This window comes from Streptomyces sp. NPDC023723 (assembly GCF_040639815.1).
GTDB lineage: Bacteria > Actinomycetota > Actinomycetes > Streptomycetales > Streptomycetaceae > Streptomyces.
In genome coordinates, this window is sequence record NZ_JBFAAP010000010.1 from 38,812 (window position 1) to 63,301 (window position 24,490).

Here is a 24,490-nt window from a genome sequence, read left to right on the forward strand (position 1 = left end):
TCCACTTCCGGCGAACGAGCGAGAGGTGATCTCATGCGACGAACCGAGTACGACGCGGGACAGGCCGCCAAGCGCCTGAAGGTGCCCGCAGCCGCCTTCCGGTGGGCCCGGCACACCGGTCTGATCCCGGCCCCGAACGCGTCGTCCTGCCAGTGGTCCCGGGCCGCCGTGGAAGCTCTGGACGCCGACGTCATCCGGGCCGCGATGTCCTTCCCGCCGATCTCCGGCAGCGCGGCGGCCGACCGGATCGCCGACGCGCTCGGTACCCCGAACCGGACTGTTCACGGCGAGAAGGCGAACGTGACGGCGTTCGTGGCGCGCCGGTTCGTCGACCGCGGCCTCCTGGTCGACCTGAGCGCGAACCCGGACGGGACGCTGCATCACCCCGGCCAGGTCGACCAGGTCTGCCAGCGCGAGGACCTGGCGGACCTGGTCGCCGCCGATACCCCGCTCGGACCCGAGCAGGCCGCCGCCCGCCTTCGGGTCCGCCGTGCCGACTTCGACCACATGGTCCGGCTCGGCTGGGTCCGCTCCCCGCAGTCCATCGAGGTCCGCTTCGGCACCAGCCGGGCCGGAGCCGTCGACGTCGCGCTCTACACCACCGCCTCCGTCGACGCGGTCGTCCCCGCCCACCCGGAGGTCGACTGGGAGCAGCTGCGCGCGGTGGAGAAGGGCCGGCGCTCTCCCCTTGCGGCGCTGCGCCCGGAGCCGGCACCCGTACCGGCGTAAGCCTCCGAGGTCCTTGCGCCCGCCCGCGTCCCGCGCCGTCCGGAAGGGCGGACCGGACGCGGGCCGGCTTTCCAGCCACCACGCCGGGCAGGGCCGGCGGGCCCGGCCTGGGTGGCGGCCGGGCCCGCTGTGCTCACCGCGGCTTGGGCAATGCGGTCAGCGCCCGCCGGTCCTCACCGTGGCCGACGACCCGCCACACGGGCCGGCCGGCCCCGTCGTGGGTGAGCTGGTGCAGGGTCGTTGTCGCCACGGTGATCCGCCAGTTCGGCCGGGCGCGGTCGTGGAAGGTGGCCTCCCTCGTGTCTGGGGTCGCGCGGCGTGGGGCGGGGGCGAAGACGAACAGCAGCGGTGGGAAGGGCCGCTCCAGCGATGGCCCGGCGTAGGTCTCCTGCCAGTGGCTGCGCGGGGCGCGGGCGGCGTTGCCGCGCCCGGACGCGGGGGCGACGCGGTAGGCGTCGTAGCGCTCCAGCTTGGCGAGCAGGCCGGCGTAGGACATGGTGCGGTCGATCTCCACGAACGCGCTGGAGCCGTCGGCCAGGAGCACCACGGCGTCGGGCAGAAGGTTCCCGGCCGGGGTGGGGTGGGGAACTTCCACCCGCCAGTCGGCATGGTCAGCCATCTCCGCCTGGTGGAAGGCGATGACGGTGTCGACCAGGGCGAGGCCGTGCTCCCGAAGGCCCGTCTTGCTGGCCGCGATGCGCTTCCCCGTCGTCCGGCCGACCGGCGATGCGAGCTCACCGGAGGCGGCGGCTTCGGCGAGACCCGCCGGGGTGCAGTACCAGTAGCTCTGCTGGGCACGGTGGGTCCGGCCGACCAGGGCCGGGGATTCGGCGAGCAGATTGCGCAGCGCGCGGCGGACATGGTCGGTGTCCTGCTGATGGGGCAGCAGCAGCGCCTTGAGCTGGCGGGGTGTGGCCAGACGCAGTTGAGTGAGGGTGAGCAGGACCTCACCGCGGAGGTCCGCGCCGGCCTTCGCCGCCGCCGCCTTCCGGGCCCGGGACGCTTCTCCAGGTACATCAGTACCTGTAGAAGCGGAGTTGCAACCGGCCGGAGCAGGCGAATCGGGGGTCTGATCAGCAACAACCGTCAGTCGACGGCTGGAGGCTGCAGGGCTGGGAGCGGGGCTTGTCGCAGGGCTCGGAGCGGGGCTTGCCGTCGCAGCGGTGTCCGCCAGGGCCGGCGGAGTGTGCGGGTCGGGTGCGGTGGTCATCGTGTCCTCGGGTTTCTCCGGCCGCACAAGGCCGGGTCGGCAGTCGTCCGGCCCGCGCGGATCTGCGCACGGGCCGGAGCCACCGTGTGAAGCCACCCCTTGACCGCGGTCTGACGGCCACCGACAACAAGCGCCCGATTCCTCCTTGACCGCACCTTGCAGTCCGAGTTTGTCCGTGACCGGAGTCACGCCTACACCGCGTCCCGGAGCGCGGACTCTGTCCACAGGGCCGGGCGCGCACCGTAGGGCGACCGGCCGGGCGCAGCAGGCATCCGGCCAGCGAACAGCAAGGAGCCGTCATGGATACGACGTCGCCCAAGATGCCTCAGCTCGCCCCGGAGCAGATCCTGCGGGCCGCCGACTACGTGGAGCTGGTCTGGCGGGAGCAGGGCAGCGAGGAGGAGAAGGCCGCGCTGGCGGAGTTCCACGCGGACGGCCCGGAGCTGGCACGGCTGATCGGTGAGTTCGGTGCGCTGCTGCTGGCCGACTACCTCACCGCCGTGCCCGACGAGCACGCCGACTGCGAGTCCGCGTACGTCACCGAGAAGCTGGTGACGGTGGCGAGCCGGTACCTCAAGCGGTGGTGCCTCACTGGTGGCGGGGCGCACACCGCGTGAATCGCGGCCGGGTTCCTGATCGAAATCATGCAGGAGGTCGATCAGGTCCACCAGTTCCTCGACGACGTCCGCGGTGCCTACGCCGGGCGGCCGGCGGCCGCGGCCTGAGCCGGACCGGCCTGGGCAGCGCCCGGGGACAGAGATCTGACCTCCCCCGGGTGCTGCCCGTTTTCGGCGGTGATGCCGGAGGTAGCGGAAGTGGACAAGGGGGGCACGACTCGCCGTGAACCGTGGAACGGGTGGCGCCCCACTCCCCCGCCGCGCCGCCACCCACTCCCACCCGGTGCCGTCGATCGAGTGAAGTCCACCCCGTCCGGCCATCGGGTGCGGTGGAGTCCACCGTGTCCACTCATCCCCGGCGGCGGCCCCGTGCGGTGCGCCACGGGTTGGGCCGGCCAGCGGGGTACTGCCGTGAGCGGGAGCGGCGCCGGGCGGGTGACGGCTTCGGCGACGGGTACAGCGCCGTGCGCAGCCGGGCCGCGTCGGCGAGCCGCTTCAGGCGCTCGCGCTGCTCCGGCGAAAGATGCGGCGGGGTCGGGGCAACCATGCGGGCCTCCATAGTCGGGTGCGGTCTTGCACCCTCGCTCCTGGCTGTCACCTCCAGGACGTGCGCGTCGACCGCGTCCCGGCAGGTGCGCCGCCGACTTCGCCCTGTCCCCCGCGAGAAGGGACGCTGCCAGTCCGGCGTGCGGGAGGCGTACGCGCGGACGCCCCACGGACGGGCTGCTCCGTGGGCGTCCGGGCGTGGCTGCGGTCAGTTCTGCACCATGGCCTTGAGGTCGCTCAGCAACAGCTCGTTCGCGCCGCAGTCGGCCGCGCTGCTCTGTGGGTCCAACTGAGGATCGCCGGGCCTCGCGGTTGAAGGCGCAGATCGGCCACCTGCTGGCCGGTTGGCATCCCTTCACCGGTCGGGGCCGGCTCCCCTGCTCTGGTCGGGCTGCGCCGTATGGTGCTGCTGCTGCGCGTCGGCGGCCGGAGTCTGCTTCGCCTGGTGCGCGTGCTTGGTCTGGTCCGCCTGCTCTTCGACCGTGCGGCCGCGGGCCTCGGCTGCGCGGGTGAGGGCGGCGATGCGGGCGAGGTTCTGCGGCGAGGTCAACCACGTCGCGGGGTCCGTTGTGCGGCCCTCCAGGTACTCCTGCGGCATCGCGGCCTGCTGGTGGGCGTGGATTGCTGCGGCCCGCTGCGCCGCGGTCTGAGCGGCCACCCGGCCGGGATGGTCGACGCCGTGCGGCGCGGCCTGGTCGTGGTCGCCGGTGGGCGGGGGTGCGGCTGACGCGGTCGCGGCCGGGGCTTCGTCCCGTGCGGGCGGTGCGGTGAGGGCGGCGCGGATCGCGTTCTGCAGGGCGAGGCTGGCGACCCGGGCCCGCTCGTAGCGGGTCGACTCCCGGGGCTTCCCATCGGTGCCCGCGACCCACCAGCGGCTGGGCGTGGTGAACTCGGCTGTGTAGGAGAGCTGATCCGGGGCCGGGGCTCGTCGGCCTTTCTGGGGCACGGTGAGCTGACGGCTGTAGCGCTCCAGGGCCCGGTCGGCGATGTGGCTGTCGATGCCGGGCACGTAGGCGCGGCCGCGCAGGGTCTCCAGCAGGTGCCGGCGCGCTTCGGCCAGGACGTGGCGGCGGGAGAAGACTCCACGCACGGTGAAGACGATCGCGGCGACATCGACCGTGGCGAGCGCGGTGTCCACCCAGGGCCCCACCCGGGCTCGGATCGCCGCCCCGGCCGACCGGCACCGTTGAAGGAGCCCGTCGACCATCCGCTGCCCGAACTTCAGGAGCGCGGAGACACGCCACCACGCGAGCAGCTGATCCAGCGGGCGCGGGGTCTTCTTGTCCGGGCGGGTCTCCTGCGACGCCCACCACGCCAGGCCGTGGCGGGCTCGCTCGCTGGGCAGCCGGCCGTGCTTCTTCACGTAGTCGTCGGTGATGCCCTCAAGGACGTCCTCGATCCGGCGGCGGCGGGTGGCCGACCAGTCGATGAGCTCCTGGTCGACGCCGGCTATCTCCATCACCGGGCGCAGGCCCGGCGTCACCTCCCGGGGCACGGTCGCCAGCCCGAGCTCCTCGCACACCTCGGTCGTCATCTCCAAGGTGTACAGCGTGTCGGCCGCCACGATGTTCTTGTAGAGCCGGACCGTGTCCAGCGCGTACCAGGAGCCGTCCGGGCGCTGCACCCGGTTCAGGATCAGGCAGTGCTCGTGCAGGAGGGGAAATCCGTTCCTGTTGTCGTAGTGCCGGAACGCCGCGACGACCAGGGCCGGGGCCTTCGCGCGCTGACGGCCGGACGCCCACCGGGTCTCCGCGACCTCATCCTCCAGCCAGCGCAGCGTCTTGCCGACGGCCCGCCTGTGCGCCCGCTCGATGACCCAGCGCGTCCTGGCATCCCCCAGCGCCCACAGCACGACCAGTGACGCCTGCGGCCGGAACACGAAGTCCAACGCGAGCAGCGGCTTCTGCTTGCGCTGCTCGATCTCCTCGATCGGCTGACCGAGGACCGTGGCCAGCCGCGCCGTCTCCGGGTCGGCGCCGTCCTCCAGGAGCTCGCCCTCCATACGGTCGGCGTCCGGGTGCCGGCCTTCCCCGAACAGCAGCTCCATCTGCCGCTCCGTCACCGTCTGCCCGGCGGTGAGCCCGAGCGCGGCCAGGCCGCGCCCCAACCACCTCCCAGGCGGAAGGCCGGCCATCGCCTGCGCGTCCTTCAACGACTGGCCGACCGGACGACGTCCGTCCCCGAACGCGACTCCGCGCACGTAGTACCGCCAGGCATTCCGCCTCTGCACCTTCGCAACACTGATCATCCGGGCAGCGAACACCGGCTCTGACCTGCGGAAAAGAGCGTTCCCGTGGGGCGGGAGGGTTCACCGGAACTTCGCGCCGGATCCCACCGGGCGGGCGCCGGCGACAACATTGCGCCCGTCCTGCGGACGCCCCCGAGGCCATGCAAATCCTGCGCGGCTCCCGATCACACACGCCTCATCCGTCCCGGGAACCGCCAGCAGACATCGCTATTGCCACAACGCGTATCTACGTACCGCTCCCCCACCCATCGGCCAAAGACGCACCAGCCCGCACCACGTCACTGACTCCCTTCAACCCGAGTAGGACCCGCCGCCCCCGGCATCGCCGGGGGCTTCTTGCTGCCTGGAGGACCGACGTGCCGACCTACGAGACCACGTCCCGCTTCGCCACCGACCTGGACCGCCTCACCCCAGAACAACGCCGCCGGTTCCGCCAGACCGTGACGGCCTTCGTCGAGGATCTGCGCACTGGAGGCCGCTTCCGCGCCGGCCTCCGCGTGAAGGGTGTGCGCCGCGCTCACGGTGTCTTTGAGCTCACCTGGGACGGGAACGGCCGGGCAACATGGCAGTACGGCCCGGAGATAGTTCCGGGAGTGCAGCACATCGTCTGGCGCCGCGTGGGCGGGCACGACATCTTCACGGGCCCCTGACCGAGTTATCCTGGCCACTTTTACGCGTGAAACTGATCTGGTCGGTGGGCGCGGAGGCAAGCGGCTGACGCAGGCCGTGGGCGGCTTCGCGCGCCAGCCTGCTGTCCTGGATCGTGGCGGCCACCTTGGTGGCCGTCGCCGACCATCACGCCACGGAAGAGGTCCGTACCCCACCCACGATGGAAAAACTGGGACATCCCTTCAGGAGATCCGTCCGTTCACCCGACGCGAGCTGCATGAGGTGTACCCAGGTTGCGGAGCAAACGGCAGCATGCCTAGTAATGTTCGGCCGCATGAGCATCCCCAACCCTCGGGGAGAGCGAGAGAAGCTAATTACAGCCCTCACTCCCCAGCTACGCAGGCATCTGAAGATCCGGGCCTTCGAGCACGGCATGGACATCCAAGACGCGACCGAGCACGCGATCAACGCCTGGTACTCGGCGGATGGCTTGCCCGAGGTCAAGACCGACGGGGCGAAGACTTGGGGCACGTTCCTCCCGGTCGGCGGGCCGGACAAGTTCAAGGCGGCCTGCTCGGAGCGCGGTGTCACCTACGTCCAGGGGCTGGCACAGGCCCTCACTCTTTGGCTCGACAACCACCCCTCCCCCACGGCTCCGTTGGTGGCTCAGCCGGTGGTGCGGGTGATAGTGGCGAACCAGAAGGGCGGCGTGGGGAAGACGTTCCTGTCCTCCGGGATCGCGCAGGCTCTCGCGGAGGCCGGCCATCGTGTTCTGCTGGTCGACTACGACCCGCAGGGGCATTTGACGGCGGAGCTGGGCTTCGAGGACCTCATGTACGAGGACGACGTCGAAACCCTCATGATGCACATGGATGGCAGCGCCAAGGGCGACATCCATGACTTGCTGGTGGCCTTGGACGGCGAGCGGTTCGGGGAGCGGCTTCACCTGCTGCCGGCGTCTGACGACGCATTCCTGCGTGACGTGGCTCTATCCAAGGTGAGCTTCAGCGAGGCCGCCCTGGAGCGTGCGCTGGAGCCGCTGGAGGCGGACTACGACGTCATCATCGTCGACGGACCGCCCAGCCTCGGGCTGAACATGGACACCGCCTTGTACTACGTACGGCGTCGCGACGGTGAACTCGCCGACCGCTCCGGCGTCATCACGCCCGTCTGGGCGAACAAGGCGTCGCACCGTGCGTTCCGGCTCCTGAAGTCCCAGATGGACGACCTCTGCCGAAAGGGGCGCATCCAGGTCGACTACCTGGGGCTGATCATCAACGCCTACGACAGCCGCCGCGGCAAGCTCGTGAAGGAGAACAAGGACCAGTGGGAGAAAAGCAGCTCCCCGTCTGTCCTCGCCGTGATCGGCGACCTCAAAGAGGGGCGTGAAGCGGCGGACGGTGAGATCCCGCTGCTGGAGTACGCACCCGACAGTGAGCACGCGCAAGTGATGCGCGATCTGGCAAAGGAGCTGGCTGTATGACGCCCCCTACGCAGCGGGTCACCCGTGGCTTCAGCATCGATGAGGACAGCCCGGACGCGAAACCTGCGCCCCGCCGTATCCGGACTCGGCAGCAGATCATGAACGGGGAGGGGAAGCGCCCGCCGGCGGCTGTGCCGCTGTCCGTGTTGGCACACAATCCCCTCAACCCTCGCGATGAGCTGACCGAGATCGAAGAGACCGCAGCCTCCCTGAAGGAGAAGGGACAGCTTCAGCCCGTCGCAGTCGTCCGGCGAGCGGCTTTCTTGACTGCCCACCCCAGCCGGGAAGAGGAGATTGGGGCCGCAGAATACGTCGTCATCGACGGCAACAGGCGCTTGGCGGCCGCGTCCGTCGCCGGGCTGGCAGAGCTGCGGATCGACGTCAATGACGATCTCGCTGCCAGTGCGGAAGACATGCTGGAGAGTGCGCTGATCGCCAACGTTCACCGGGTTGATGTCCCGCCGCTGGACCAGGCGAAGGCCATCCAGGAGCTCCTCAGCAAGCATGGCAGCCAGGAGAAGGTGGCCAAGAGGCTCGGGAAATCGGGGGCCTGGGTGTCGCAGCGCCTGGCGCTGCTCGGGCTGACCGAGGATCTGCAGGAGAAGGTGGAGTCCGGCGAGCTGACCGTCAAGGACGGACGCCGCATTGGTCGGCTCCCCGCCGACCAGCAACGAACCGAGGCCACCGCAGCCCTTAACCGGGTTAAGACGCCCCGGAAGCCGAGGTCCAAGGAAGCGAGTGTCCCGCCTGCGGAATCCGCAGCATCTGCGATTCCATCGCAGACGGCTGCCGCGACGGCAGCCAAGGGAACGGGCACCGAAGGTCTTAACCCGGTTAAGGGGGGGCGGGAGCAGACGGGCGACAGCAGGTCGGCCCTCCCCTGGAACGACCCGAAGTGGTTCAACGACCAGCTCCGCGCCCACATGTCGGCTGAGCACCGCGAGGAGCTCGTACTGCTACTCATGGCAGATAGCTGACGCCCGTACAACCAGCAAGCGGGTTGGATGGTTGAGGGTCCGGATCCTCTTACGGAGTCCGGACCCTTCTCGTCGAGTCCGAGACATGCCGGGTGCTTCTCCGGGTTCCGCTACGCCCCCACAACCGCCATGGAAGAAGACGTGAACAAAAGCGACCTCCTCGCCTCCAGCAGGCGGCTCATGCACCTGGCCCTCGGAGACCTCGGTGCTGCCGACCAACAGGCTGACGTAGTCGTCCTGCACGCAGGCGTCGCCATAGAGCACGCTCTAAAGGCACACCTGTGCGACATCCACCCATCACTTGTCGCCGACGGTCGCGATCTCCCGAGTCTGCTGCACGCTGCTGGCCGAGGCGATCTCACAAAGAAGGAACTGCCTCTAACCAAAACCATCGGCGCGGTCGACGCCTTCTCGCGAGTCAGTCAGATCTTGGAGAAGGACAAGCTGCAAGTGACTAAGGAGCAGTTCCGCGTGATCGCCGACGCGCGCAACGGCGTCGCTCACATCGGAGTCCATGACACCACCCAGCTCGAGGACCTGCTCAGTACCGGGATCAAGATCATCGATGCGGTACTCGCCGCGCTTGAAGAGGATGCTGCCGAGTATTGGGGAGAGTTCCAGCCTCTGCACGACAAGATCCTTGATGAGAAGCGTCGTGTGGACTGGATCCGGATCGAAGCGCTGAAGATCCGCGCTCAGAAAACCTACGCGACACGGTTCGGCACCAGCGATACCGAGGAGCGGCGCAAGGCCATAGCCAGCGCAGAGGTACACAGCATGGTCGCCGGGCAGGCCGCAGCGATGCGCGTTTGTCCTGCGTGCTCCAACCGCGGGTGGGCCGGCGGTGATCTGGACACCAGCTTCACGGAGGAAGAGCCGCAGGTCATCCTCGTCACTCGCCACTTTCTGTGCAGCGTCTGCGGCTTCGCCCTGGACGGCTACCTTCTCGGTTACTTCGATCATCTCTACGAAGATGTCGCCATGGGGCCAGCCGCAACGTTTACGTACGCCGATGGCAGCATCCATGAGGACCTGTGGATGAACCTCGCTTCAGACACCTTCGTCGATCGCAGGCGCTTGGAGGAGGACGAAGCTCTGCGCGCTCAGATCGAAGGAGCCTGAGCGCACAGAGATAGGGAGCCAGCCTTAACCAGGTTAAGAGCCTGGCGCTCGTTCGCGGTTGGCGAGCCGGATGACTTGCAGTCCGCACCGCGAGCCACAGCTTCGTTGTCGTTCGAGGCGGTCGAACGACTTGGAAACAGTTGTTTCGACGGCCCGAAGCATCCACGCGGGCCCTGGGCTCCGCAAACGCAAAAGGCCCGCACCCCCGCGACAAGCGGGCAGTGCGGGCCTTCGCGTGTCAATCGTGCGGTCAGGCAGCCCAGGTCGCGGGCGCCCCTTCGTCGGGGTTGGGGATGCCGGCGGCAGTCGCCGGGGCGGCCGGGTGCCGCATGGCGGTGATCGGCACGGCGCCGGGCTCGGTGGCCGGCGCCCACACCATGCGCCAGGTGGTGTCCCACTCGCACGCGCAGGCGTGGTCAGGGTGGGGGTGTCGTAAGAAGACACCGTGGGTGTGGATGGCGCGTGGGATGCGGGGGATGAGGACGGAGGGGTCGTCGCCCGGGTACAGATGCAGGTTGCGCCAGCCGTGGGTCCGGGCCATGTACGCGGCGGCGGCCTCGATGATGTCGGCCCACCGCTGGTGTCCGAGGACCAGGAAGCCGACCGGGTAAAGGTCATCGTCGGCGCCACCGTCGATCCCGGCAACGAACAGGCCCTGGTGGGCGATGAATCCGTGGTCGGCCGTGCCGTCGCAGGGCGTCCAGACCTGTTCGGCGGGGTACATGGTGCCGTCGTCGCCCTCGCTGGTCTCGATCTCGTACAGGGCCGGGGCGGTCATGCGCTCATCCCCGCAACGGCGGCGTCCAGGAGCGCGACGGCGTCAGCCTCGTACGGGTCGGCGAACTTTTGGTAATCGCTGACGACGAACGGCCCGAACCGCACGGAGACCCGGTGGCCGGGCACGAGGGTGGTTTCGCGTCCGTCCAGTGCGGCGGTGAGCCGGTCGTAGTCCTGCTGGGCTTGCCGGGTCTGGGTGTACGGGCCGAGGCGCAGCAGGGTGAAGCCGTCGAGGCTGTCGTCACGCCGGCGGCGGGCCTCGATGTGGAGGGCGTAGTGCGCGGGTTCCATGCCGACGTCGTCAGGCAGGGGCAGGCCCGCGGCGGCGTGGGTGAGCATCGCGTAGCCGGGCTGCCAGACTCCGAGGATCTCGGTCGTCTTGCAGCGCAGCCAGCCGCGTTCGGTGTAGCCGAGCTGGCGGCCGTGGAGGTAGGCGCCGGCGTGCGGGGTGCCGGGGTGGACCAGGGTCACGGCGATCATGTCGGGTCCGTGGTCGTCGCCGGGCCGGGTCTGTGCGCGTTACACGAACGGGCCGATCCTCACGGCGATGTCCCGGGCGCTACCGGTGCCGGGCGTCCAGGGCTCGGGGTTGTGTACGGCGGTGAGCATCGCGCGGAACTGGTCGACGACGGCCTGGTCTACTGGTGAAGAGGCGCCGGGAGCGTGTCCGCAGCGGCGGAAGAGGAGGCGTTTCATCGGGTGGGCTCCTGTTCGTGGGCGAGGTGGGTCCAGGGCAGGGCAACGCCGTCGCCGGCGGTGCGGGGCACGAGGTGGCCGTGCAGGTGGAACACGGTCTGCGTGGCGGCCGGGCCGCAGGAGGTGAGGTAGTTCCACTGGCCTCCGATCTGCGCAGCGAGTTCGGCGGCGCGCAGCTGCACGGTGGCGGAGACGACGGGATCGGTGGTGAAGTCGGCGACGTGGCCGCGTGGCAGGACCAGGAGGTGGCCGTCGGTGCAGCCGCCACTACGGGGCACTATGGCGAGGGCGTCGCTCCACTCGTGGACGATCGTGGCGGGCGCGCCGCTGTGGACGATCCGGCAGAACGGGCAGTCGGGGCGCGGGTGCTTACGGGGGACTGGTGGCCGGTTGATGTGGTGGTGGGTGACCTGCACCTGGGCGCCGGCTTTCCGCATCCGGCGGCCGATGGCGTCGGCGATCGCGGGTGCCCTGTGCCTCCCGTACCAGCAGTTCACCAGGAGCTGGATCGGACGGCCATGCGAGGCACCGCGCAGCGCGGTCAGTTCGTGGACGGCGTCGGTGATGATGCGGGCCGCGCCCGGGGTGCCCAGGACGTAGTCGCGTACGTCAGCGTCCTGTCCGGTCTGCTGGGCGACGATGCCGGCCAGGGCCGGGTCGTCCGGCGGGTTCAGCAGCTCGTTCGTCAGGTTGATGCCGAGGACGGCGGCGCGGCAGCGGGGTGGGGGCGGGTCCTGCCAGCGGGCGCCGTAGGAGTCGATGAACACGTCAGGGTCAGGGGACGTCACGGACAGCCTCCAGGGCTCGATATCGGGGGTGGCACAGGAACGCCGCCCCGGCTGGGAAGGCCGGGGCGGCGTTCCTGTGCCGTGGTGGTGTCTCAGCGGGTGCGGGCCGTCGCCGCGCGGACGATGTCGGCGTGGTCGAACGCCAGACTCGGCAGGTTGTCCAGGGGCCACCAGCGAGCGCGCCGGGCGTCGTCTCCGGCGACGATCTGGGTGCCGGCGGGGACGACGGCCGCGTACGCGACGGTGACGTACCGGCCGCGCGGGTCGCGGCCGGGCGCGTCCCAGACGCCGATCGGGCGCAGACTGTCGGCGGTGACGTGAACGCCGGTCTCCTCCCCGACCTCTCGGGCCGCAGCTGCGAGGCTCGTCTCGCCGGGGTCGACGTGGCCGCCCGGCGAAGCAGGCGGGTTCGTCGATTTCTGGCCGGTGAGTCGCAGGAACCGACGCGTGAGTGGTGCACCGACAGCTATGAGTATGGCGGGTTCGCGGCCGAACGAGCTCGGGGCGAGCGGCCCGTCATCGCTGCAGTGTGTCTGGCCGGTAGGCGATCTGAGTGCCGTGGTCGGAACGGGCTTGACCTTGACGCTGGGTCAACCCTCCATCCTTCCGGGAGGAGCTTCCGCGCAGTCGCCTGGAACAGCTCCGCGAAGGAGGCAGATGACCATGACAGCCCAATCGATCGCCGGTCCGGCGATTCGCGTGCAAGGTCTCAAGAAGTCGTACGGGAAGCTCGAAGTGCTGCGCGGTGTGGACTTCGACGTGGTGCCGGGCAGTATCTTCGCCCTGCTCGGTTCCAACGGGGCGGGCAAGACCACGACCGTGAGGATCCTCGCCACGCTCCTGAGAGCCGACGCGGGGGCGGCGAGCGTCAATGGCTTCGACGTCGCCACGCAAGCGGCGAACGTGCGGGAGTCCATTAGTCTCACCGGGCAGTTCGCGGCCGTCGACGAGATCCTCAGCGGTCGGGAGAACCTCGCCCTGGTCGCCAGGCTGCGCCACCTCAAGGACCCTGGCGCGACTGCGGATGACCTGCTGAGGCGTTTCTCGCTGAGCGAGGCGGGCGCGCGGCGAGTGTCCACGTATTCGGGTGGGATGCGCCGCCGGCTGGACATCGCGATGAGCCTCATCGGGAATTCGCCGGTGATTTTCCTGGACGAGCCAACGGCAGGACTCGACCCAGAGGCGCGCATCGAGGTGTGGGACGCGGTCAAGGAGCTCGCCGGTCACGGAACGACGGTGCTGCTCACCACGCAGTACCTGGAAGAGGCCGAGCAGCTGGCCGACCGGATCGCGATCCTCCACCAGGGTCGGATCATCGTGAACGGCACCCTCGCCGAGCTCAAGCAGCTTTTCCCGCCCGCCAAGGTCGAGTACGTCGAGAAGCAGCCGACTCTCGAGGAAATCTTTCTCGCAGTCATCGGCGGCAGCGACAAGAGCCACGTCACTGGCACGACAACTGGGGGACGAGGATGACCACGTACTTCTTCAACGACACTGCCGCGCTCACGGGGCGGACCCTGCGTCACGTCACACGCAGCATGGACACCATCATCACGACCGCCATCACGCCGGTCGCCATGATGCTGATGTTCGTCTACGTGTTCGGCGGCGCCATCGATACCGGGTCGGTTCCGTACGTGAACTACATGCTGCCCGGCATCCTGCTCATGACCATCGCCTCAGGCATCTCCTACACCGCGTACCGGCTGTTCACCGATGTGAAGAGCGGGATCTTCGAACGATTCCAGTCCATGCCGATCGCGCGGTCGGGTGTGCTGTGGGCCCACGTCGTCACCTCTTTGGTCGCCAACTTGATCGCGCTCGTGCTCGTCGTGGGCGTCGCTGTGCTCATGGGCTTCCGCTCAGGGGCAGGAGTGTCGGCATGGCTCGCGGTCGCCGGCCTCCTGCTCCTGTTCACCCTGGCGCTGACCTGGCTCGCCGTGATCCCCGGGCTCTCCGCGTCGTCGGTCGAGGGAGCAGGCGCGTTCGCCTACCCCCTCATCTTCCTGCCGTTCGTCAGCTCGGCGTTCGTGCCCACAAAGACCATGCCCGGCCCGGTGCGCTGGTTCGCCGAACATCAGCCGGTGACGTCGATCGTCAACACGATCCGCAACCTGTTCGCCCAGCAGCCGGTCGGTGACGACATCTAGACCGCCCTGGCGTGGTGCGTCGGCATCCTCGTCGTGGCGTACGTCTTCGCGATGGCCGCCTATCGCCGGAAGATCGCCTGAGGCAGGCTGAGACCCATGCTCACCATCAGCCAGCTTGCGTCGTACGCCGGGGTGACGGTGCGGGCGGTACGCCATTACCACCGGATCGGGTTGCTGCCGGAACCCGAGCGCGACCGGTCCGGATACCGGTCCTACGACGCGGTCGCGGTCGGGCGACTGATCCGGATCCGCACGCTCGCAGACGCCGGCGTGCCGCTGGCCCGGGTGCAGGAACTGCTCGCCGCCGGCCCGGAGGAGTTCGCCGCCGGCGTCCAGGAGATCGACAAGGCCCTGCGTGCCGAAATCCGGCGGCTGCAGGACACTCGCAGCCGACTCGCCAAGCTCGCCGCCGGAGAGCACCTGGCGCTCCCGCAGAGCGTCGTGGACTACCTCGACCGGCTGCGCGGTCTCGGCGTTGAGGAGCGGTACATCGAGATGGAGCGGGACGCCTGGATCATGATCGCCGCCCAGGTGCCGCACTCGATCGACTCCGTGATCGCCAAGAAACACGAGGAGTTGAACGACCCCGACATGGTGAAGCTCTACAGCCTTCTCAGCGGGGCACTCGACTGGCCGGCCAACGATCCGCGGATCGTCGAGGTCGCCGACATCATGGAGCGCTTGATGGTCCGCGCTGTGGAGGCCGGCGAGGTGGGTGCCGACGACGGCATCGACGATCAGTTCGTCGACCTGCTGGACTCAACCATGGTCGAGTCCTCACCGCACGCCGCACGGTTGTTGGAGATCCTGGAGGAGCGGGGCTGGAGGGGATGGACCCGCATCGAGCGAGTGCCTGCCGAGAGGCTCAACACTGAGCTGCCGCCATCGTGAAGGCAGGTCAGGGTCCTGGAGCGACGCTATTTGGGGGTGCTGGTGCTTCCCGGGGCGGATGTCTGCCTCAGTGAGGAACAGGGCCGCCGCGGTGGGGGTGAGCTGTGTGGATGTACTTCATGGCAGTGGTGACGGAGATTCCGAAGACACGAACGAGATGAACGGGGTCTTCGGTCTCGCGGGCCTCGTCCAGAATTCTGTCGGCGCGAACAGCGCGCAGAGTCACACCGGCGGGGGTGAATCGTCTGTAGATGTAGTCCGTGCAGACGGGATCTGTGGTGCTGGCGGTCTGCTGGGTAACGAGGAGGTGGGGGTTGGCGGTGCGTGGCCATCGCCGATGGCGGTAGCGGAGCCAGGTGTGCAGCAGGGCGGCGGTGGTGTCGTCGAGGTGAACGATGTGGCGGCCGTGAGGGCGGCGGATCAGAAGCTGCCGGCGGGTGAGCAGAACGTCGGAGAGGGTGAGGTCAGGCAAGTCGGTGCCACTGGTTGCGTGAAGGGCAACCAAGGCCAGGACCAGGCGGGTAGCGGGATTGGCGCTCGTCTCCAGGAGCCCGGCCAGTCGGTCGGGGGCCAGAGTGGTGGGCAACAGTTCCTGGCGGGTGACATGCAGACTGCGGGTGGGATCGGCGAAGACGAGCTTGGCGTGCTTCAGGGCACGAAAGAGTGATCGCAGGGCCACTGCTCGCTCGTGGGCGCGCGGGCCTTTGACCGCGGTGACAGCGGTGGTGACGTCGGTTGTGGTCACTTGGCGCAAGGTGGTGTAGCCGCTGGTCCAGTCAGCCAGAGGTGTGGCCAGGTAGGAGAGGTAGCGGCGTATGGTGCCGTAGTTGGTGGCGAGGTGGTGGGAACGGGTGGTTCCGCGCAGGACCCTTACCCAGGTTCCGAGTTCGTCGCCGATTCGGGGTGGAAAGGCGGCGATGCTGCGCTGGACGAAGGCCTCGTTGCGGTTGCGGCGCGGGGGCGAGGCCAGGAGCTGTTCGCGTTGGTTCAGGAAGGCGACCAGACCGCCGATGCGACCACCGCTGCGGCACGCGCGGGTCAGCGCCCGCAGGTCATCCTCGCGGAAGGTGGTCTCGGCGCCCAGCCAGATGGCGGCCATCCGCAGGACCCGAGCTGTGGACTCGTGGGACTGCCGGCTCCAGCGGTGCTCGGTGGCGTGCCGGGCGAAATCCTCCAGGAGGGTCGTCACCGATGGCGGCGGGGATGGCAGGAGTGCGTTGACCAGCGGGCGCCAGTCCCGCTCCGCTTCGAAGATCGTCAACTGGCCTGCATGTTGCGCGACCGGCGGGCTGAGTACCAGTCGATCTGCGCGGTGGACTTCGGGGCGACTTGCGCTGATGCCCGCCGGGCGGGACGGCCCGGCGAACCGCAGCTGTCGCCAGGTGCTGGCGTCGGTGTCGGGTCCCAGCCGCAGGCGAAGGCTTGTGCAGTCGCGGCATCGACCGTTCTGCAGGGGAAGCGGCCCGGCGCCACACCGCCCGCAACATCCCTGCTGATCAGCGTTTTTGCGACGCCAGTGCCTACAGGCGTCGCACAACTGGTTTCGGCCCCACGAAAGGCACTGTTCGCAGCTTCGCGGCTGAGGTTGGGAGCGGGCCCGCTGGGCGTGCGGCAGTACGGCCACCCCGTGGTCGAGATCAGGCGCCAGCAGCCCGGCCTTGTTCAGGACCGTAGTGACTCCGGAGGGCCGGTGAGGCAGGGCGTCAAGGATGGCGGCGTCGACCAGGTCCTGGCCTGCGGCGTCGCGGGCCGCCAGAGCGAGGGCCAAGGCGTCCTTGGCGCTGACGCGCCAGGTGCGGCCCAGGCGGTGCTCTTTCTGTACTTCGTTGATCAGCGGTTTCAGTCGTTCCAGATCGCCCCGGAGCCGGTCGCGGAGCAGGACGGCGTGGTGTTCCAGCAGTCGGTAGGGCGCGGGGAACATGGCTATCTGTCCGCGTACTGCCGGCGGGCAGATCCGCCCTTCGTTCAGGACGGCGGCCGGGCGCTGGGCGCGTGCCCAGCCAGGTGTCTGGTAGCGGCCGTCGGAGTGCAGGCGGTAGGTGCCGGTGGGCGCCGCGGGCCGCCGGATGGATGCCGGCAGGCAGAACGAGAGCTGGGTCCACACCGGGTGGTGTGCGGCCTGGACGGGGTCGTAGTACCAGGCCGCGTCGTACTCGGTGATCGCCACGACGCATGCGCGGCAGAAGCCTTCCTTGTTGACCCGCCACAGCCGCTTGCAGCGCCGGCACTCGGCTGCCGGGTGGTAAGGCTTGGAGCGCCACTGGTGGCACGGGGAACAGAAAGGTGTTTGCGCTCGCGGTCCCCAGCCGAGACACCCCGAGCACTGCCCCAGCGAAGGGACGCGTATGCGTGGTCGGGTCATGTCAGTTCGGCGGGAGCGACCTCGGTCGCCCCGTTCCGCCCGGCCGGCGTGGCACGGGCCGCGGCTGCTCTCCCGCGGCCTTCGCCAGTTCCTCGTCTTGGACTGCCGGAGTCTTCCGGGCCACGGGCTCCGCGACCAGCAGGTCCGCGACCGTGCAGTCCAGCGCGGCGCAGATCAGGTCGAGGTCCTCCAGCCGCACCGTCACCGGTGTGCCCGACCAGAGCGCGGAGACCTTCGACAGCGACGGAGTGAATCCGACCTCCGCGAACACGGGCATCAGCTCGCTAGGCCTCCAGATGCCCCGGTTGGCCGCCGCCCACCGCAAGTTCCACTTCACGACAGACCCCCCGCGTCCACGCGCAATCGCTGTGATGCCCGAGCCGACGAGCGCCGGCTCGCCATCTCCGGATCGCCCTGAGCAGACAAAATGTACCGAACCGTGGTCGTCGTCCAGTCATGGCCAAGCAATTTCTGCACCTCCCACAGCGACATGCCGGCTTCGTAGCGGTGTGTGGCACAAGCGTGCCGAAGTAGATGCGGGAAGATCCGCTCGACCGGACCCGACAGGTGAGCCGCCGAGGCCCGCACCAGCGCCTTCCGCAGCGTTGAGGTCGTCACCGCCGGCCCCACCGGACTCGGCCCGCCCCCGAGATCCCGGGCCAGCCGCTCCGAGGGCCAAACCGGCGATTCGGGGTGCTCCGGGTCGTCCGAGAACAACCCGCGCACCTCCTCCACGTACCACCACAGCAACTCGCGGCCCTCGGCGAACAGGAACGCCTCGCGCTGCCGCGGGCCCGATCCTCGGGCGCCCTTGCCCTGGACGACGAAGCGCCCGAAGTCGCCCGCTTCCCAGTGGAGGTCCTTCATGCGCATCTGGCACAGCTCCGAAGCGCGTACCCCGGAGGTGTAAATCAACTTCGCCATCACGTAGTCCCTGCACGCCACCGCCTCCTTGCGGGCGTGCGCCAGCTCCCGCCGCCAGCTGGCGAAGAACTCGCCGACCGCCCGCGCCGACGGCGGCACCCGCAGGCCGAAGTCGCCGCGGTGTGCGTGCCGGTTGAACGGATCGATCGGCGACTCGACCGCCGCCCCGAACCGCCGGAAGATCTCGTGCGCGTAGCGCTGCTCCAGGAACGCGAAGAAGTGGTCGATCCGGTTCAGTTTCGATCGGACCGTCGGCGCCTGGCGCTTGCCGACTCCGGCGAAGTAGGCATCGACGTGACGCGGCGTCAACCGCCAGGGCGCCACCCCGTAGTGGTCACACACCTCGATCACCGGCTTCGTCAGCCGGTCCAGCGTCGAAGACGCCAGGCCCGCCACATCTCGCGCCCACTGGTACTCGACCAGCGTGTCCATGAAGAACAGCTGCTCGTCCTCCCGGTCGACCGCGCCGGCGTACCGGCGCTGCAGCAGCAACACATCGCTCAGCCCCGGTTCGCCGCCCGGCAACCCCACATCCGCGGAGGACGGTTCGCTGGGCGGCGGCACGAGGGAGAGCACGCGCGTCCTGAGATCTGCCATGGATGGAGAAATTACCGCAGCAACTCCTGAAATTCAGGAGAACAGCCTAAGATCCGGGGTGGCCGCTCATCGAGCCGGGCGAGCCTCCTACCAGCTGAGATGGAACGACGTACCGCTTCAGCACTCGCAGGAACCCGCTCGTACTCCAGTTAGGGCCCACTCGCCTTCGTACGGCGGCCAGTCGCGCTCGATCAGCAGGACGTTGCCGTCGGGAGTCAGGGCGACCACGTCGGCGGTGTAGCGGATCGTTTCGAACTTCTCGGCCTCGGTCTCGGTCATGTGTGCCTCTCGGTGGGACGGGTCAGTGGGTGTCGGTGACTACGAGGAACTGGTCGCTGCCGAGGTCCATCACGACCCGGGCATCGGTGCCCTGGGCGCGCTGGGCGGCGGCGTATTCGTCGGCGAGCCACGAGCCGCGGGCGTGGCCGGCGGGGAACCGCTCCAGGACGGTGCGGGTCTGCGCGGTGGTCGCGGGCATCACGCGTCACCGCCGTTCACGCGCTCGTGGATCTCGATCAGCGTGCCGATGGTGTCGGGGCTCTCCGCCTCGCCAACCCACTGCCCCTGGGCGGTGAACACGGGCACGGCGTCGGTGTCGGCGTCGAACACCACGACGTAGTCGCCGTACCTGTCGAAAACCATCTCCTGGAGTGCGCGGGCTGGTGTGGTGGCCAGGACCTCCAGGGCGTCGACGGTGAGCCGGGCGGGTTCCGCCGGGTTGTCGGGCTGGGTGAGGACGCCGGAGACGTGCAGCAGGTCGCCGGGCTGGATCTCGGTGAGCAGCGCGTGCGCGATCCCGGGTTTGCTGGTGGTGCAGGACCAGCTCACGTCGTCCACGACGTCGTCGGTGGGGGAGACGATCAGCTGGAACCGGGCGGTGTACGGCGCGGCGCCGGGTGTGGGGGCGGTGTCGAGGAAGCCGTCGACGGTGAGGTTCTTGGTGTCCATCAGATCGCCTCCGCCAGGTTGGTGGTGCGGTGGGCGGCGGCGTAGGCGTCCAGGACGGCCTTGGCCGGGTTGCCCTTGTCGGCGACCTGGTAGCCGTTGGCCCGCGCCCACGTCCGGATCGCGGCCAGCTCTTCCTTGCTGCGCTTGCCGGTCGCGGCCAGGGCCGTGGCGGGGGCCAGGGGCGTGGCGTCCTGGACCGCCGTGGCGGCGCGGCCGCCGGCCTTCACTGCGCGCAGCTGCTCCTGCGCGGCCTCGAGTTCGGTCTTGGCCTTGGCGACGCGTTCTTCTGCCTCCCGCTGGGCGGCGTCGGTGGCGCGGCGTTCGGTCAGCTCGGTGAGGTCGCTGCGCACGCGGGCGGCCCGGTTGCGGATGCTGGCGGCTGGGTGGTTCTCCGCCCAAGCGAGCAGGGTTTCGATCCCGGTGGAGTCCGTCGTACCGTCGGCCGTCTGGACGGCCGCCCCCGGGGTGCTGCTGTCGTCCGGGGCCGGGACGGTGGTGGCGGGCAGGTCGATGTGCGCCACGGCTTCGGTGAGCTCGCCCTCGGACAGTCCGAGCGTGGTGCGGACGTGCTCGGGGCTGTCACCGTTCCTGAGCATGGAGACGGCGGTGGCGGTGATGGCGTTGGCGGTCATGGATTCTCCCGTGGGGGTGTCATCGGGGGTGGTGGTGAGGCGCGGAAGCAGCCGCACCAGATCGTCTTCGGCGCTGGGCAGCCCGTGGGCGCCCAGCAGGGTGGCGAGGTCGTCCTTGTCACGGGCGTAGTGGGCGACCACCAGGGCGGCAGCGGTGTTCTGGTCGCTGCCGAGCGGGGTGAGTTCGAGGTCCTCGGCCGCGAGGGCTTCTTCCCTGTCGGTGAACACAGTCCGGCCCCCTACGCGGCCCTGCTGCGGGGCTTGCGCTGCACAAGGTCCAGCAGCGCAAGGTTGCGGCGGCGCTGGGCGTCGGTAAGCGGCCGCGTCCTCGCGCCGTGGCGCTGCCACAGCGGGGAGGCGGGCGGCTCGGGGTAGGCGAGGGCGTGGTCGACGTCGCGGTCGGTGCTGCTCATGGGGTGCCTCCAGCTGGAGGTAGAAGTCAGGCGTGGTTGTCGTCGCGCCGGCGCTTGGGCTGGACGTCGGAGGCGAACCTCCCGAGGCGTGCCTCGGTGGGGTGCTCGGAGATCCAGGACTCAGCGCACACCTTGTGAGCGGGCTCCCTGGAGTGGGAGCGCAGCGGTGTGGGCTGCTCGCACAGCGCGCAGGGGCGCATCTGCCAGTGGTCGTAGTGCTGGCTGTCGCGCCAGTCGAGAAGGCCGCCGGGGGCCGGGACGTATCCCGGCTCGAACGGCGGCTTCTTGTCTCGTTTGCGGGTCACGGCCGGAAGTCGGGCAGCTGCTGGAACACCTGGGAGAGCAGGTCCGGCGTCGGCTTCCAGGGACCGAGCTGTCCGCCGACGGGGACGGGTAGCGGCAGCTCCTGGACGTCAGCGAGGACCAGGTGCCAGACGCCGCCGGGCTGCGCCCACTCGGTGCAGGGCGGGGAGCCGTTGGGGTCTTGATGGCAGTCGGTGATGCGGGCGACGCCGACCACGGCGCCGGTCACGAGGTCGCGGACGCGGATCGTGTGGGCGACCAGCGGCAGGCGCAGGGCGGGCCGGTCGGTCTGCAGGCCCGCGTGCAGGAGGACCCAGCCGGTGCGCCACGGCCGGGGCCGGTTCTCGATCGTTTTCGCACCGGTCAGGATCGCGGTGGTCCACGGCTGCCGGATGGTGATGCCGCGGATCCAGTCGCCTTCCGGCAGGGTCGCGGCGCTCATGCGGCTCGCCCCCATGTCGCTGTGCCCGGCCTGCCCGCCCGGCGGCCGTTGATGGACGGCGTCGTGGCGTGCGCGGCGGTGGCGAGGTGGGCGCGGCCGGTGTGCTTCCCGTCGTAGAGAGCGGCGTCGGCCGCCCTCTGTAACGCGGGCAGGTCGCGGGTGCCGTGCACGTCCGGCGTCGCGGCGCCGACCGACGCCGCGACGTCGACGGTGCGGCCGTCGTCCAGGACGACTGGCGTGTGCAGCATCCGGACCAGCTGCTCCAGGCGTTGAGCGCGGCGTGCGGCGGTCAGCTCCAGGACGACTGCGAACTCATCGCCTCCGAGGCGGCCGATCGCCGCGCGGGGGCCTGCCCAGGCGGTCAGTCGGGCGCCGATCGACGCGAGGACGGTGTCGCCCGCCGCGTGCCCGAGGCCGTCATTGATGGCCTTGAACTTGTCGGCGTCGATCATGACCACGGCCGTGTCGTCGCCGTGGCGGGCCAGGAGCCGGCGGGCGCGGGCCGTGTACGCGTCGCGACGCAGGAGGCCGGTCAGCGGGTCGCGTCGGGTTTTGGCGAGCTGCTTGTGCAGCGCAACCGCGTGCACCGCCCAGCCGGTGAGCGGCAGGGCGGCGGTGGTGATCAGAAGGGTGCGCGGGCCGATCTGGCCCTGAACGCGCAGGAGGGAGGACATACTTGGGTTCTCCGTCTCGTCTCGTACGGGATGGATGGGCCCGGGACAGTCGTCAAGCCGCCAAGCAGAGCGGCTGTCCCGGGGCAGAGCTACATCTCGAAGTGCTTGGAGTTGGGCCAGCTGTACGGGCTCCTCCAGGGGTCGGCCTTCGCGGCGGGCCAGTCGAGTTCCCAGCCGGGCCGGTATCCGCAGGCACCCCAGCCGTCCGGCCGTCCGTGGGGGATCTCGCGTCCGGCCTCCGTCGCGGCACGTGCCGTGTCGTAGACCTCGTGGGCGATCCGTGCGGCGGTGCTGCGGCTGTCGGCCCGGCCGGTGAAGACGTGCAGACCGCGCAGGCCGGGTGCCTCGGTGCTGCGTATCGGGACGTCCACCTCGAAGTAGGGCAGCGGCACGTCCGTCTCCTCTCTGTGTTGAGGGGCCACTGCGACCGCCCCGGCCCCCTTCGAGTGGGGTCCGGGGCGGCACAGAGTGCGCTCAACTCAGGCGAGGGCAGCCCGCCGATGCGACGGCGGAGCGCAGGTGCGTGCGCGCCTGCGCCAGGAGCGCGTGCTGTTCGTCGTCCGTGCTGGTCAGTGCCTCGGTGAGGTGGTCGGCGGCGTGGTCCAGGTCGTCGCTGGCGTCCTCGTAGTGGGGGAGGCGGGAGTCGGCCAGGAGGTCGCGGACCTCTTCGACCAGGTCGATGAGCCGGGTCGGGGTGAGGCCGCGCGTCGGCTGGCTGCCGCTGAGGGCGGCGAGGTCTGCGGTGAAGCAGGCGTCGAGCGCGGCGAAGGTGTCGGCCTTGGTCAGAGCGGTCATGGGGTTTCCCCTTGTCAGTAGTCGAGCCGGATGGTGATGGGGGTGCGGTGGTCGCCGTAGTCGCGGCGGGGGCTGTGGACGGTCCGGCGGTGCGCGGCGAGGCCGGCGCCCCCGCCCTGGATGGGCAGATGACACTCGGGGCAGCCGAGGGACCACTCGTCGTCCCCGGGCGGGAGGTCGGCCGGGGTGAGCGGGTGCGGGTGCGGGCCTTCTGCGGCGCGGCTCACTGGCCCTCGTCTCCCGCCGGCTGCCGGTCGGCGAGCGCCAGGAGCTCTGCGGCGAGCTCCGGCGCTGACAGGATGGTGCGCAGGATCGAGGTGATCCCGGACCGCTCGGTGGCGTTGAGCCGGTCCCACACGGCGTGGGCGTCACCGTGGACGCCGATGGCCTTGAGGTAGTCGGCCTCGGTGGTGGCGGTGTGCTCGGTGCCGCACCGGCCGCACCGGAAGACGGCCTGGTCCCATCCGCACGCCGGGGTCGTGGTGCTCATCCGCTGATCGCTTCCAGGGCCTGCGCTTCGAGGTCGGCGCGGCCCTCGGGGTCGCCGTCCTGGTCCTTGTCGCCGTGGTGGCCGTGGATGGTGCAGCGCACGTCCGGGTCGGTCATCAGCTCGCCGGTCAGGGCGCGCAGGAGGTTGGTGACGTTGTAGGCCGGGGCCCACGCCTGGCCCTCGCACTCGTCATCGGCCGGGCAGCCCACGAGGACCTCGAAGCCGACGTCGCCCGCTCCGTCGACGTCGTTGCGCTGGGCGAGGACGATACGGTCCGCTCCGAGCCGGATCTCCGCGACGCGGTCGCCGCCGGCGAGCGGCGAGTTGTCGCGCCAGCGCCACATCGGCAGGATCTTGGGGCCGAAGATGCGGCGGACCAGGAGCAGGTCGCCCAGGCCCTCGTTGTCGTCCCACCCGAGGCCCGCCCGTCGGGTGTCGCTGAGCGGCTGGAGCAGCGCCTGGAGGCGGTAGAGGTTCTCCGCGACGACGACGTGGTCAAACCCTTCGGCGGGCAGGCCGGGGAACGCGTCGACCATCGCGGCGTGCTGCGCGCGGACGACCTGCTCGGGTACTCGTCGGTTCGCGGGCCGGCCTTCCTGGCGTGCGACGCACACGGAGAGCGGGGTCGGGACGATCAGGGCGACCGTGGGCACGCCGTGGCGGCGGGCGGTCGCGATCAGGTCGGCGCGCACGCCCAGCTCGCAATTCGTCGCGTCGACGATCGTCATCTTGCGGCGGGCGAGGCGGGCCTCCAGGACGGCCTGGAGCGCGAACACCGCGTCGCCGGTCGACTCCTGGCATCCCGCGTCATCGCTGACGAAAGCCCTGAACCTGTCGAGCTCCAGGACCTGGGTGGTGGGCCAGGTGGAGGCCCACGTCGACTTCCCCGAGCCGGCCGCGCCGATCAGGCAGACCAATGAGGGCTCCGGGATCGTCGTGTCGACGGGCAGTGCGTTTTCCAGACGGAAGGGCTTCATGCGGCTTCTCCCTGCGGGTCAAGGACACGGGCGGCGTAGTGGGTCTGCGGGCTGGCGTTTTCGGTGATGAGGGCGGCGGCTGCGCGCGGC

General features: G+C 69.9%; 33 protein-coding genes. 9 read left to right on the forward strand and 24 right to left on the reverse strand.

Features of this window, described 5'->3' with window-relative positions; genetic code table 11:
• Positions 1-33 precede the first annotated feature (33 nt).
• Positions 34-729 carry a hypothetical protein gene (locus AB0G32_RS14090; RefSeq protein ID WP_361162436.1) on the forward strand — a complete coding sequence of 232 codons (696 nt, stop codon included), beginning with the start codon at positions 34-36 and terminating at the stop codon, positions 727-729.
• Positions 730-862: 133 nt separating this feature from the next.
• On the opposite strand, the gene AB0G32_RS14095 is transcribed toward AB0G32_RS14090, so the two are convergent.
• Positions 863-1,939: a replication-relaxation family protein gene (locus tag AB0G32_RS14095; protein ID WP_361162437.1), complete on the reverse strand. Its 1,077-nt coding sequence runs from the start codon at positions 1,937-1,939 to the stop codon at positions 863-865.
• 299 nt (positions 1,940-2,238) lie between these two features.
• On the opposite strand from AB0G32_RS14095, the gene AB0G32_RS14100 reads away from it, so the two are divergent.
• Positions 2,239-2,556 carry a hypothetical protein gene (locus AB0G32_RS14100; RefSeq protein ID WP_361162438.1) on the forward strand — a complete coding sequence of 106 codons (318 nt, stop codon included), beginning with the start codon at positions 2,239-2,241 and terminating at the stop codon, positions 2,554-2,556.
• Between the two features lie 349 nt (positions 2,557-2,905).
• Here the strand turns inward: AB0G32_RS14100 and AB0G32_RS14105 are convergent, their stop codons facing one another.
• Both AB0G32_RS14105 and mobF read right to left on the reverse strand, forming a co-directional pair.
• A complete protein-coding gene (locus AB0G32_RS14105) occupies positions 2,906-3,103 on the reverse strand; it encodes a hypothetical protein (protein WP_361162439.1) in 198 nt (65 codons plus the stop codon).
• Positions 3,104-3,457: 354 nt separating this feature from the next.
• On the reverse strand, positions 3,458-5,350 hold the full coding sequence (mobF, locus tag AB0G32_RS14110) for a MobF family relaxase (protein ID WP_361162440.1): 1,893 nt from the start codon (positions 5,348-5,350) through the stop codon (positions 3,458-3,460).
• Positions 5,351-5,706: 356 nt separating this feature from the next.
• Between mobF and AB0G32_RS14115 the strand changes: the two genes are divergently transcribed.
• The 4 genes from AB0G32_RS14115 (at position 5,707) to AB0G32_RS14130 (ending at position 9,541) form a co-directional block, all read left to right on the forward strand.
• On the forward strand, positions 5,707-6,000 hold the full coding sequence (locus AB0G32_RS14115; RefSeq protein WP_361162441.1) for a hypothetical protein: 294 nt from the start codon (positions 5,707-5,709) through the stop codon (positions 5,998-6,000).
• A gap of 293 nt (positions 6,001-6,293) precedes the next feature.
• Complete coding sequence (locus AB0G32_RS14120; RefSeq protein WP_361162442.1) at positions 6,294-7,442, forward strand: ParA family protein; 1,149 nt, start codon at positions 6,294-6,296, stop codon at positions 7,440-7,442.
• Positions 7,439-8,419, forward strand: coding sequence for a ParB/RepB/Spo0J family partition protein (locus tag AB0G32_RS14125; RefSeq protein ID WP_361162443.1), 981 nt, complete (start codon positions 7,439-7,441; stop codon positions 8,417-8,419). Before AB0G32_RS14120 ends, AB0G32_RS14125 begins: the two co-directional genes overlap by 4 nt.
• Positions 8,420-8,560: 141 nt before the next feature.
• A complete protein-coding gene (locus AB0G32_RS14130) occupies positions 8,561-9,541 on the forward strand; it encodes a hypothetical protein (RefSeq protein ID WP_361162444.1) in 981 nt (326 codons plus the stop codon).
• A gap of 250 nt (positions 9,542-9,791) precedes the next feature.
• Here AB0G32_RS14130 and AB0G32_RS14135 read toward each other — a convergent pair whose 3' ends face one another.
• The 5 genes from AB0G32_RS14135 to AB0G32_RS14155 form a co-directional block, all read right to left on the reverse strand.
• Positions 9,792-10,319 carry a hypothetical protein gene (locus tag AB0G32_RS14135; RefSeq protein ID WP_361162445.1) on the reverse strand — a complete coding sequence of 176 codons (528 nt, stop codon included), beginning with the start codon at positions 10,317-10,319 and terminating at the stop codon, positions 9,792-9,794.
• The gene (locus AB0G32_RS14140) at positions 10,316-10,798 is read right to left on the reverse strand and encodes a hypothetical protein (protein ID WP_361162446.1); all 483 of its coding nucleotides are present in this window, start codon (positions 10,796-10,798) and stop codon (positions 10,316-10,318) included. Before AB0G32_RS14140 ends, AB0G32_RS14135 begins: the two co-directional genes overlap by 4 nt.
• Before the next feature lie 39 nt (positions 10,799-10,837).
• Positions 10,838-11,014 (reverse strand): hypothetical protein, encoded by a 177-nt coding sequence (locus AB0G32_RS14145; RefSeq protein ID WP_361162447.1) that lies wholly within the window; start codon positions 11,012-11,014, stop codon positions 10,838-10,840.
• Positions 11,011-11,802, reverse strand: coding sequence for an HIT domain-containing protein (locus AB0G32_RS14150; protein WP_361162448.1), 792 nt, complete (start codon positions 11,800-11,802; stop codon positions 11,011-11,013). Before AB0G32_RS14150 ends, AB0G32_RS14145 begins: the two co-directional genes overlap by 4 nt.
• A gap of 92 nt (positions 11,803-11,894) precedes the next feature.
• Positions 11,895-12,278, reverse strand: coding sequence for an NUDIX hydrolase (locus AB0G32_RS14155; RefSeq protein ID WP_361162601.1), 384 nt, complete (start codon positions 12,276-12,278; stop codon positions 11,895-11,897).
• Between the two features lie 187 nt (positions 12,279-12,465).
• Here AB0G32_RS14155 and AB0G32_RS14160 point away from each other — a divergent pair, with 187 nt between their 5' ends.
• The 3 genes from AB0G32_RS14160 (at position 12,466) to AB0G32_RS14170 (ending at position 14,843) form a co-directional block, all read left to right on the forward strand.
• Positions 12,466-13,275: an ATP-binding cassette domain-containing protein gene (locus AB0G32_RS14160; RefSeq protein WP_361162602.1), complete on the forward strand. Its 810-nt coding sequence runs from the start codon at positions 12,466-12,468 to the stop codon at positions 13,273-13,275.
• Entirely contained in the window at positions 13,272-13,952 is a 681-nt protein-coding gene (locus tag AB0G32_RS14165) for an ABC transporter permease (protein ID WP_361162449.1), read from the forward strand. The genes AB0G32_RS14160 and AB0G32_RS14165 overlap by 4 nt, the downstream gene beginning before the upstream one ends.
• Positions 13,953-14,048: 96 nt before the next feature.
• Positions 14,049-14,843: a MerR family transcriptional regulator gene (locus tag AB0G32_RS14170; protein WP_361162450.1), complete on the forward strand. Its 795-nt coding sequence runs from the start codon at positions 14,049-14,051 to the stop codon at positions 14,841-14,843.
• Between the two features lie 67 nt (positions 14,844-14,910).
• Here the strand turns inward: AB0G32_RS14170 and AB0G32_RS14175 are convergent, their stop codons facing one another.
• The 16 genes from AB0G32_RS14175 to AB0G32_RS14250 form a co-directional block, all read right to left on the reverse strand.
• Positions 14,911-17,010 (reverse strand): hypothetical protein, encoded by a 2,100-nt coding sequence (locus tag AB0G32_RS14175; protein ID WP_361162451.1) that lies wholly within the window; start codon positions 17,008-17,010, stop codon positions 14,911-14,913.
• Positions 17,011-17,206: 196 nt separating this feature from the next.
• Entirely contained in the window at positions 17,207-17,542 is a 336-nt protein-coding gene (locus AB0G32_RS14180) for a helix-turn-helix transcriptional regulator (RefSeq protein ID WP_310875186.1), read from the reverse strand.
• The gene (locus AB0G32_RS14185; protein WP_361162452.1) at positions 17,539-18,726 is read right to left on the reverse strand and encodes a site-specific integrase; all 1,188 of its coding nucleotides are present in this window, start codon (positions 18,724-18,726) and stop codon (positions 17,539-17,541) included. The genes AB0G32_RS14180 and AB0G32_RS14185 overlap by 4 nt, the downstream gene beginning before the upstream one ends.
• Positions 18,727-18,843: 117 nt before the next feature.
• Positions 18,844-19,005 (reverse strand): hypothetical protein, encoded by a 162-nt coding sequence (locus tag AB0G32_RS14190; protein WP_361162611.1) that lies wholly within the window; start codon positions 19,003-19,005, stop codon positions 18,844-18,846.
• A gap of 22 nt (positions 19,006-19,027) precedes the next feature.
• Complete coding sequence (locus tag AB0G32_RS14195; RefSeq protein WP_361162453.1) at positions 19,028-19,204, reverse strand: hypothetical protein; 177 nt, start codon at positions 19,202-19,204, stop codon at positions 19,028-19,030.
• Entirely contained in the window at positions 19,204-19,674 is a 471-nt protein-coding gene (locus AB0G32_RS14200; protein WP_361162454.1) for a hypothetical protein, read from the reverse strand. Before AB0G32_RS14200 ends, AB0G32_RS14195 begins: the two co-directional genes overlap by 1 nt.
• On the reverse strand, positions 19,674-20,534 hold the full coding sequence (locus AB0G32_RS14205; RefSeq protein WP_361162455.1) for a histone-like nucleoid-structuring protein Lsr2: 861 nt from the start codon (positions 20,532-20,534) through the stop codon (positions 19,674-19,676). The genes AB0G32_RS14200 and AB0G32_RS14205 overlap by 1 nt, the downstream gene beginning before the upstream one ends.
• Before the next feature lie 11 nt (positions 20,535-20,545).
• Positions 20,546-20,719, reverse strand: a complete 174-nt coding sequence (locus AB0G32_RS14210; protein WP_361162456.1) for a hypothetical protein — start codon at positions 20,717-20,719, stop codon at positions 20,546-20,548.
• Positions 20,720-20,745: 26 nt separating this feature from the next.
• On the reverse strand, positions 20,746-21,024 hold the full coding sequence (locus AB0G32_RS14215; RefSeq protein ID WP_361162457.1) for a hypothetical protein: 279 nt from the start codon (positions 21,022-21,024) through the stop codon (positions 20,746-20,748).
• Positions 21,021-21,464: a hypothetical protein gene (locus tag AB0G32_RS14220; protein ID WP_361162458.1), complete on the reverse strand. Its 444-nt coding sequence runs from the start codon at positions 21,462-21,464 to the stop codon at positions 21,021-21,023. The genes AB0G32_RS14215 and AB0G32_RS14220 overlap by 4 nt, the downstream gene beginning before the upstream one ends.
• Entirely contained in the window at positions 21,461-22,138 is a 678-nt protein-coding gene (locus tag AB0G32_RS14225; protein ID WP_361162459.1) for a GGDEF domain-containing protein, read from the reverse strand. Before AB0G32_RS14225 ends, AB0G32_RS14220 begins: the two co-directional genes overlap by 4 nt.
• Positions 22,139-22,227: 89 nt before the next feature.
• Entirely contained in the window at positions 22,228-22,530 is a 303-nt protein-coding gene (locus tag AB0G32_RS14230; protein ID WP_361162460.1) for a hypothetical protein, read from the reverse strand.
• Between the two features lie 82 nt (positions 22,531-22,612).
• Positions 22,613-22,933 carry a hypothetical protein gene (locus tag AB0G32_RS14235; RefSeq protein ID WP_361162461.1) on the reverse strand — a complete coding sequence of 107 codons (321 nt, stop codon included), beginning with the start codon at positions 22,931-22,933 and terminating at the stop codon, positions 22,613-22,615.
• Between the two features lie 14 nt (positions 22,934-22,947).
• Complete coding sequence (locus tag AB0G32_RS14240; RefSeq protein ID WP_361162462.1) at positions 22,948-23,160, reverse strand: hypothetical protein; 213 nt, start codon at positions 23,158-23,160, stop codon at positions 22,948-22,950.
• The gene (locus AB0G32_RS14245) at positions 23,157-23,423 is read right to left on the reverse strand and encodes a hypothetical protein (RefSeq protein WP_361162463.1); all 267 of its coding nucleotides are present in this window, start codon (positions 23,421-23,423) and stop codon (positions 23,157-23,159) included. Before AB0G32_RS14245 ends, AB0G32_RS14240 begins: the two co-directional genes overlap by 4 nt.
• On the reverse strand, positions 23,420-24,400 hold the full coding sequence (locus AB0G32_RS14250) for an ATP-binding protein (protein ID WP_361162464.1): 981 nt from the start codon (positions 24,398-24,400) through the stop codon (positions 23,420-23,422). Before AB0G32_RS14250 ends, AB0G32_RS14245 begins: the two co-directional genes overlap by 4 nt.
• Positions 24,401-24,490 lie beyond the last annotated feature (90 nt).

Excerpts from the sequence above, each read along its gene's own strand:
- AB0G32_RS14170 (WP_361162450.1), top strand. The coding sequence starts at position 14,049 with ATGCTCACCATCAGCCAGCTTGCGTCGTACGCCGGGGTGACGGTGCGG.
- AB0G32_RS14120 (WP_361162442.1), top strand. The coding sequence starts at position 6,294 with ATGAGCATCCCCAACCCTCGGGGAGAGCGAGAGAAGCTAATTACAGCC.
- AB0G32_RS14225 (WP_361162459.1), bottom strand. The coding sequence starts at position 22,138 with ATGTCCTCCCTCCTGCGCGTTCAGGGCCAGATCGGCCCGCGCACCCTT.
- AB0G32_RS14220 (WP_361162458.1), bottom strand. The coding sequence starts at position 21,464 with ATGAGCGCCGCGACCCTGCCGGAAGGCGACTGGATCCGCGGCATCACC.
- AB0G32_RS14095 (WP_361162437.1), bottom strand. The coding sequence starts at position 1,939 with ATGACCACCGCACCCGACCCGCACACTCCGCCGGCCCTGGCGGACACC.
- AB0G32_RS14190 (WP_361162611.1), bottom strand. The coding sequence starts at position 19,005 with ATGACCGAGACCGAGGCCGAGAAGTTCGAAACGATCCGCTACACCGCC.
- AB0G32_RS14105 (WP_361162439.1), bottom strand. The coding sequence starts at position 3,103 with ATGGTTGCCCCGACCCCGCCGCATCTTTCGCCGGAGCAGCGCGAGCGC.
- AB0G32_RS14235 (WP_361162461.1), bottom strand. The coding sequence starts at position 22,933 with ATGACCGCTCTGACCAAGGCCGACACCTTCGCCGCGCTCGACGCCTGC.
- AB0G32_RS14135 (WP_361162445.1), bottom strand. The coding sequence starts at position 10,319 with ATGACCGCCCCGGCCCTGTACGAGATCGAGACCAGCGAGGGCGACGAC.
- AB0G32_RS14200 (WP_361162454.1), bottom strand. The coding sequence starts at position 19,674 with ATGGACACCAAGAACCTCACCGTCGACGGCTTCCTCGACACCGCCCCC.
- AB0G32_RS14090 (WP_361162436.1), top strand. The coding sequence starts at position 34 with ATGCGACGAACCGAGTACGACGCGGGACAGGCCGCCAAGCGCCTGAAG.
- AB0G32_RS14195 (WP_361162453.1), bottom strand. The coding sequence starts at position 19,204 with ATGCCCGCGACCACCGCGCAGACCCGCACCGTCCTGGAGCGGTTCCCC.
- AB0G32_RS14125 (WP_361162443.1), top strand. The coding sequence starts at position 7,439 with ATGACGCCCCCTACGCAGCGGGTCACCCGTGGCTTCAGCATCGATGAG.
- AB0G32_RS14165 (WP_361162449.1), top strand. The coding sequence starts at position 13,272 with ATGACCACGTACTTCTTCAACGACACTGCCGCGCTCACGGGGCGGACC.
- AB0G32_RS14185 (WP_361162452.1), bottom strand. The coding sequence starts at position 18,726 with ATGGCAGATCTCAGGACGCGCGTGCTCTCCCTCGTGCCGCCGCCCAGC.
- AB0G32_RS14210 (WP_361162456.1), bottom strand. The coding sequence starts at position 20,719 with ATGAGCAGCACCGACCGCGACGTCGACCACGCCCTCGCCTACCCCGAG.
- AB0G32_RS14250 (WP_361162464.1), bottom strand. The coding sequence starts at position 24,400 with ATGAAGCCCTTCCGTCTGGAAAACGCACTGCCCGTCGACACGACGATC.
- mobF (WP_361162440.1), bottom strand. The coding sequence starts at position 5,350 with ATGATCAGTGTTGCGAAGGTGCAGAGGCGGAATGCCTGGCGGTACTAC.
- AB0G32_RS14160 (WP_361162602.1), top strand. The coding sequence starts at position 12,466 with ATGACAGCCCAATCGATCGCCGGTCCGGCGATTCGCGTGCAAGGTCTC.
- AB0G32_RS14245 (WP_361162463.1), bottom strand. The coding sequence starts at position 23,423 with ATGAGCACCACGACCCCGGCGTGCGGATGGGACCAGGCCGTCTTCCGG.
- AB0G32_RS14140 (WP_361162446.1), bottom strand. The coding sequence starts at position 10,798 with ATGATCGCCGTGACCCTGGTCCACCCCGGCACCCCGCACGCCGGCGCC.
- AB0G32_RS14100 (WP_361162438.1), top strand. The coding sequence starts at position 2,239 with ATGGATACGACGTCGCCCAAGATGCCTCAGCTCGCCCCGGAGCAGATC.
- AB0G32_RS14145 (WP_361162447.1), bottom strand. The coding sequence starts at position 11,014 with ATGAAACGCCTCCTCTTCCGCCGCTGCGGACACGCTCCCGGCGCCTCT.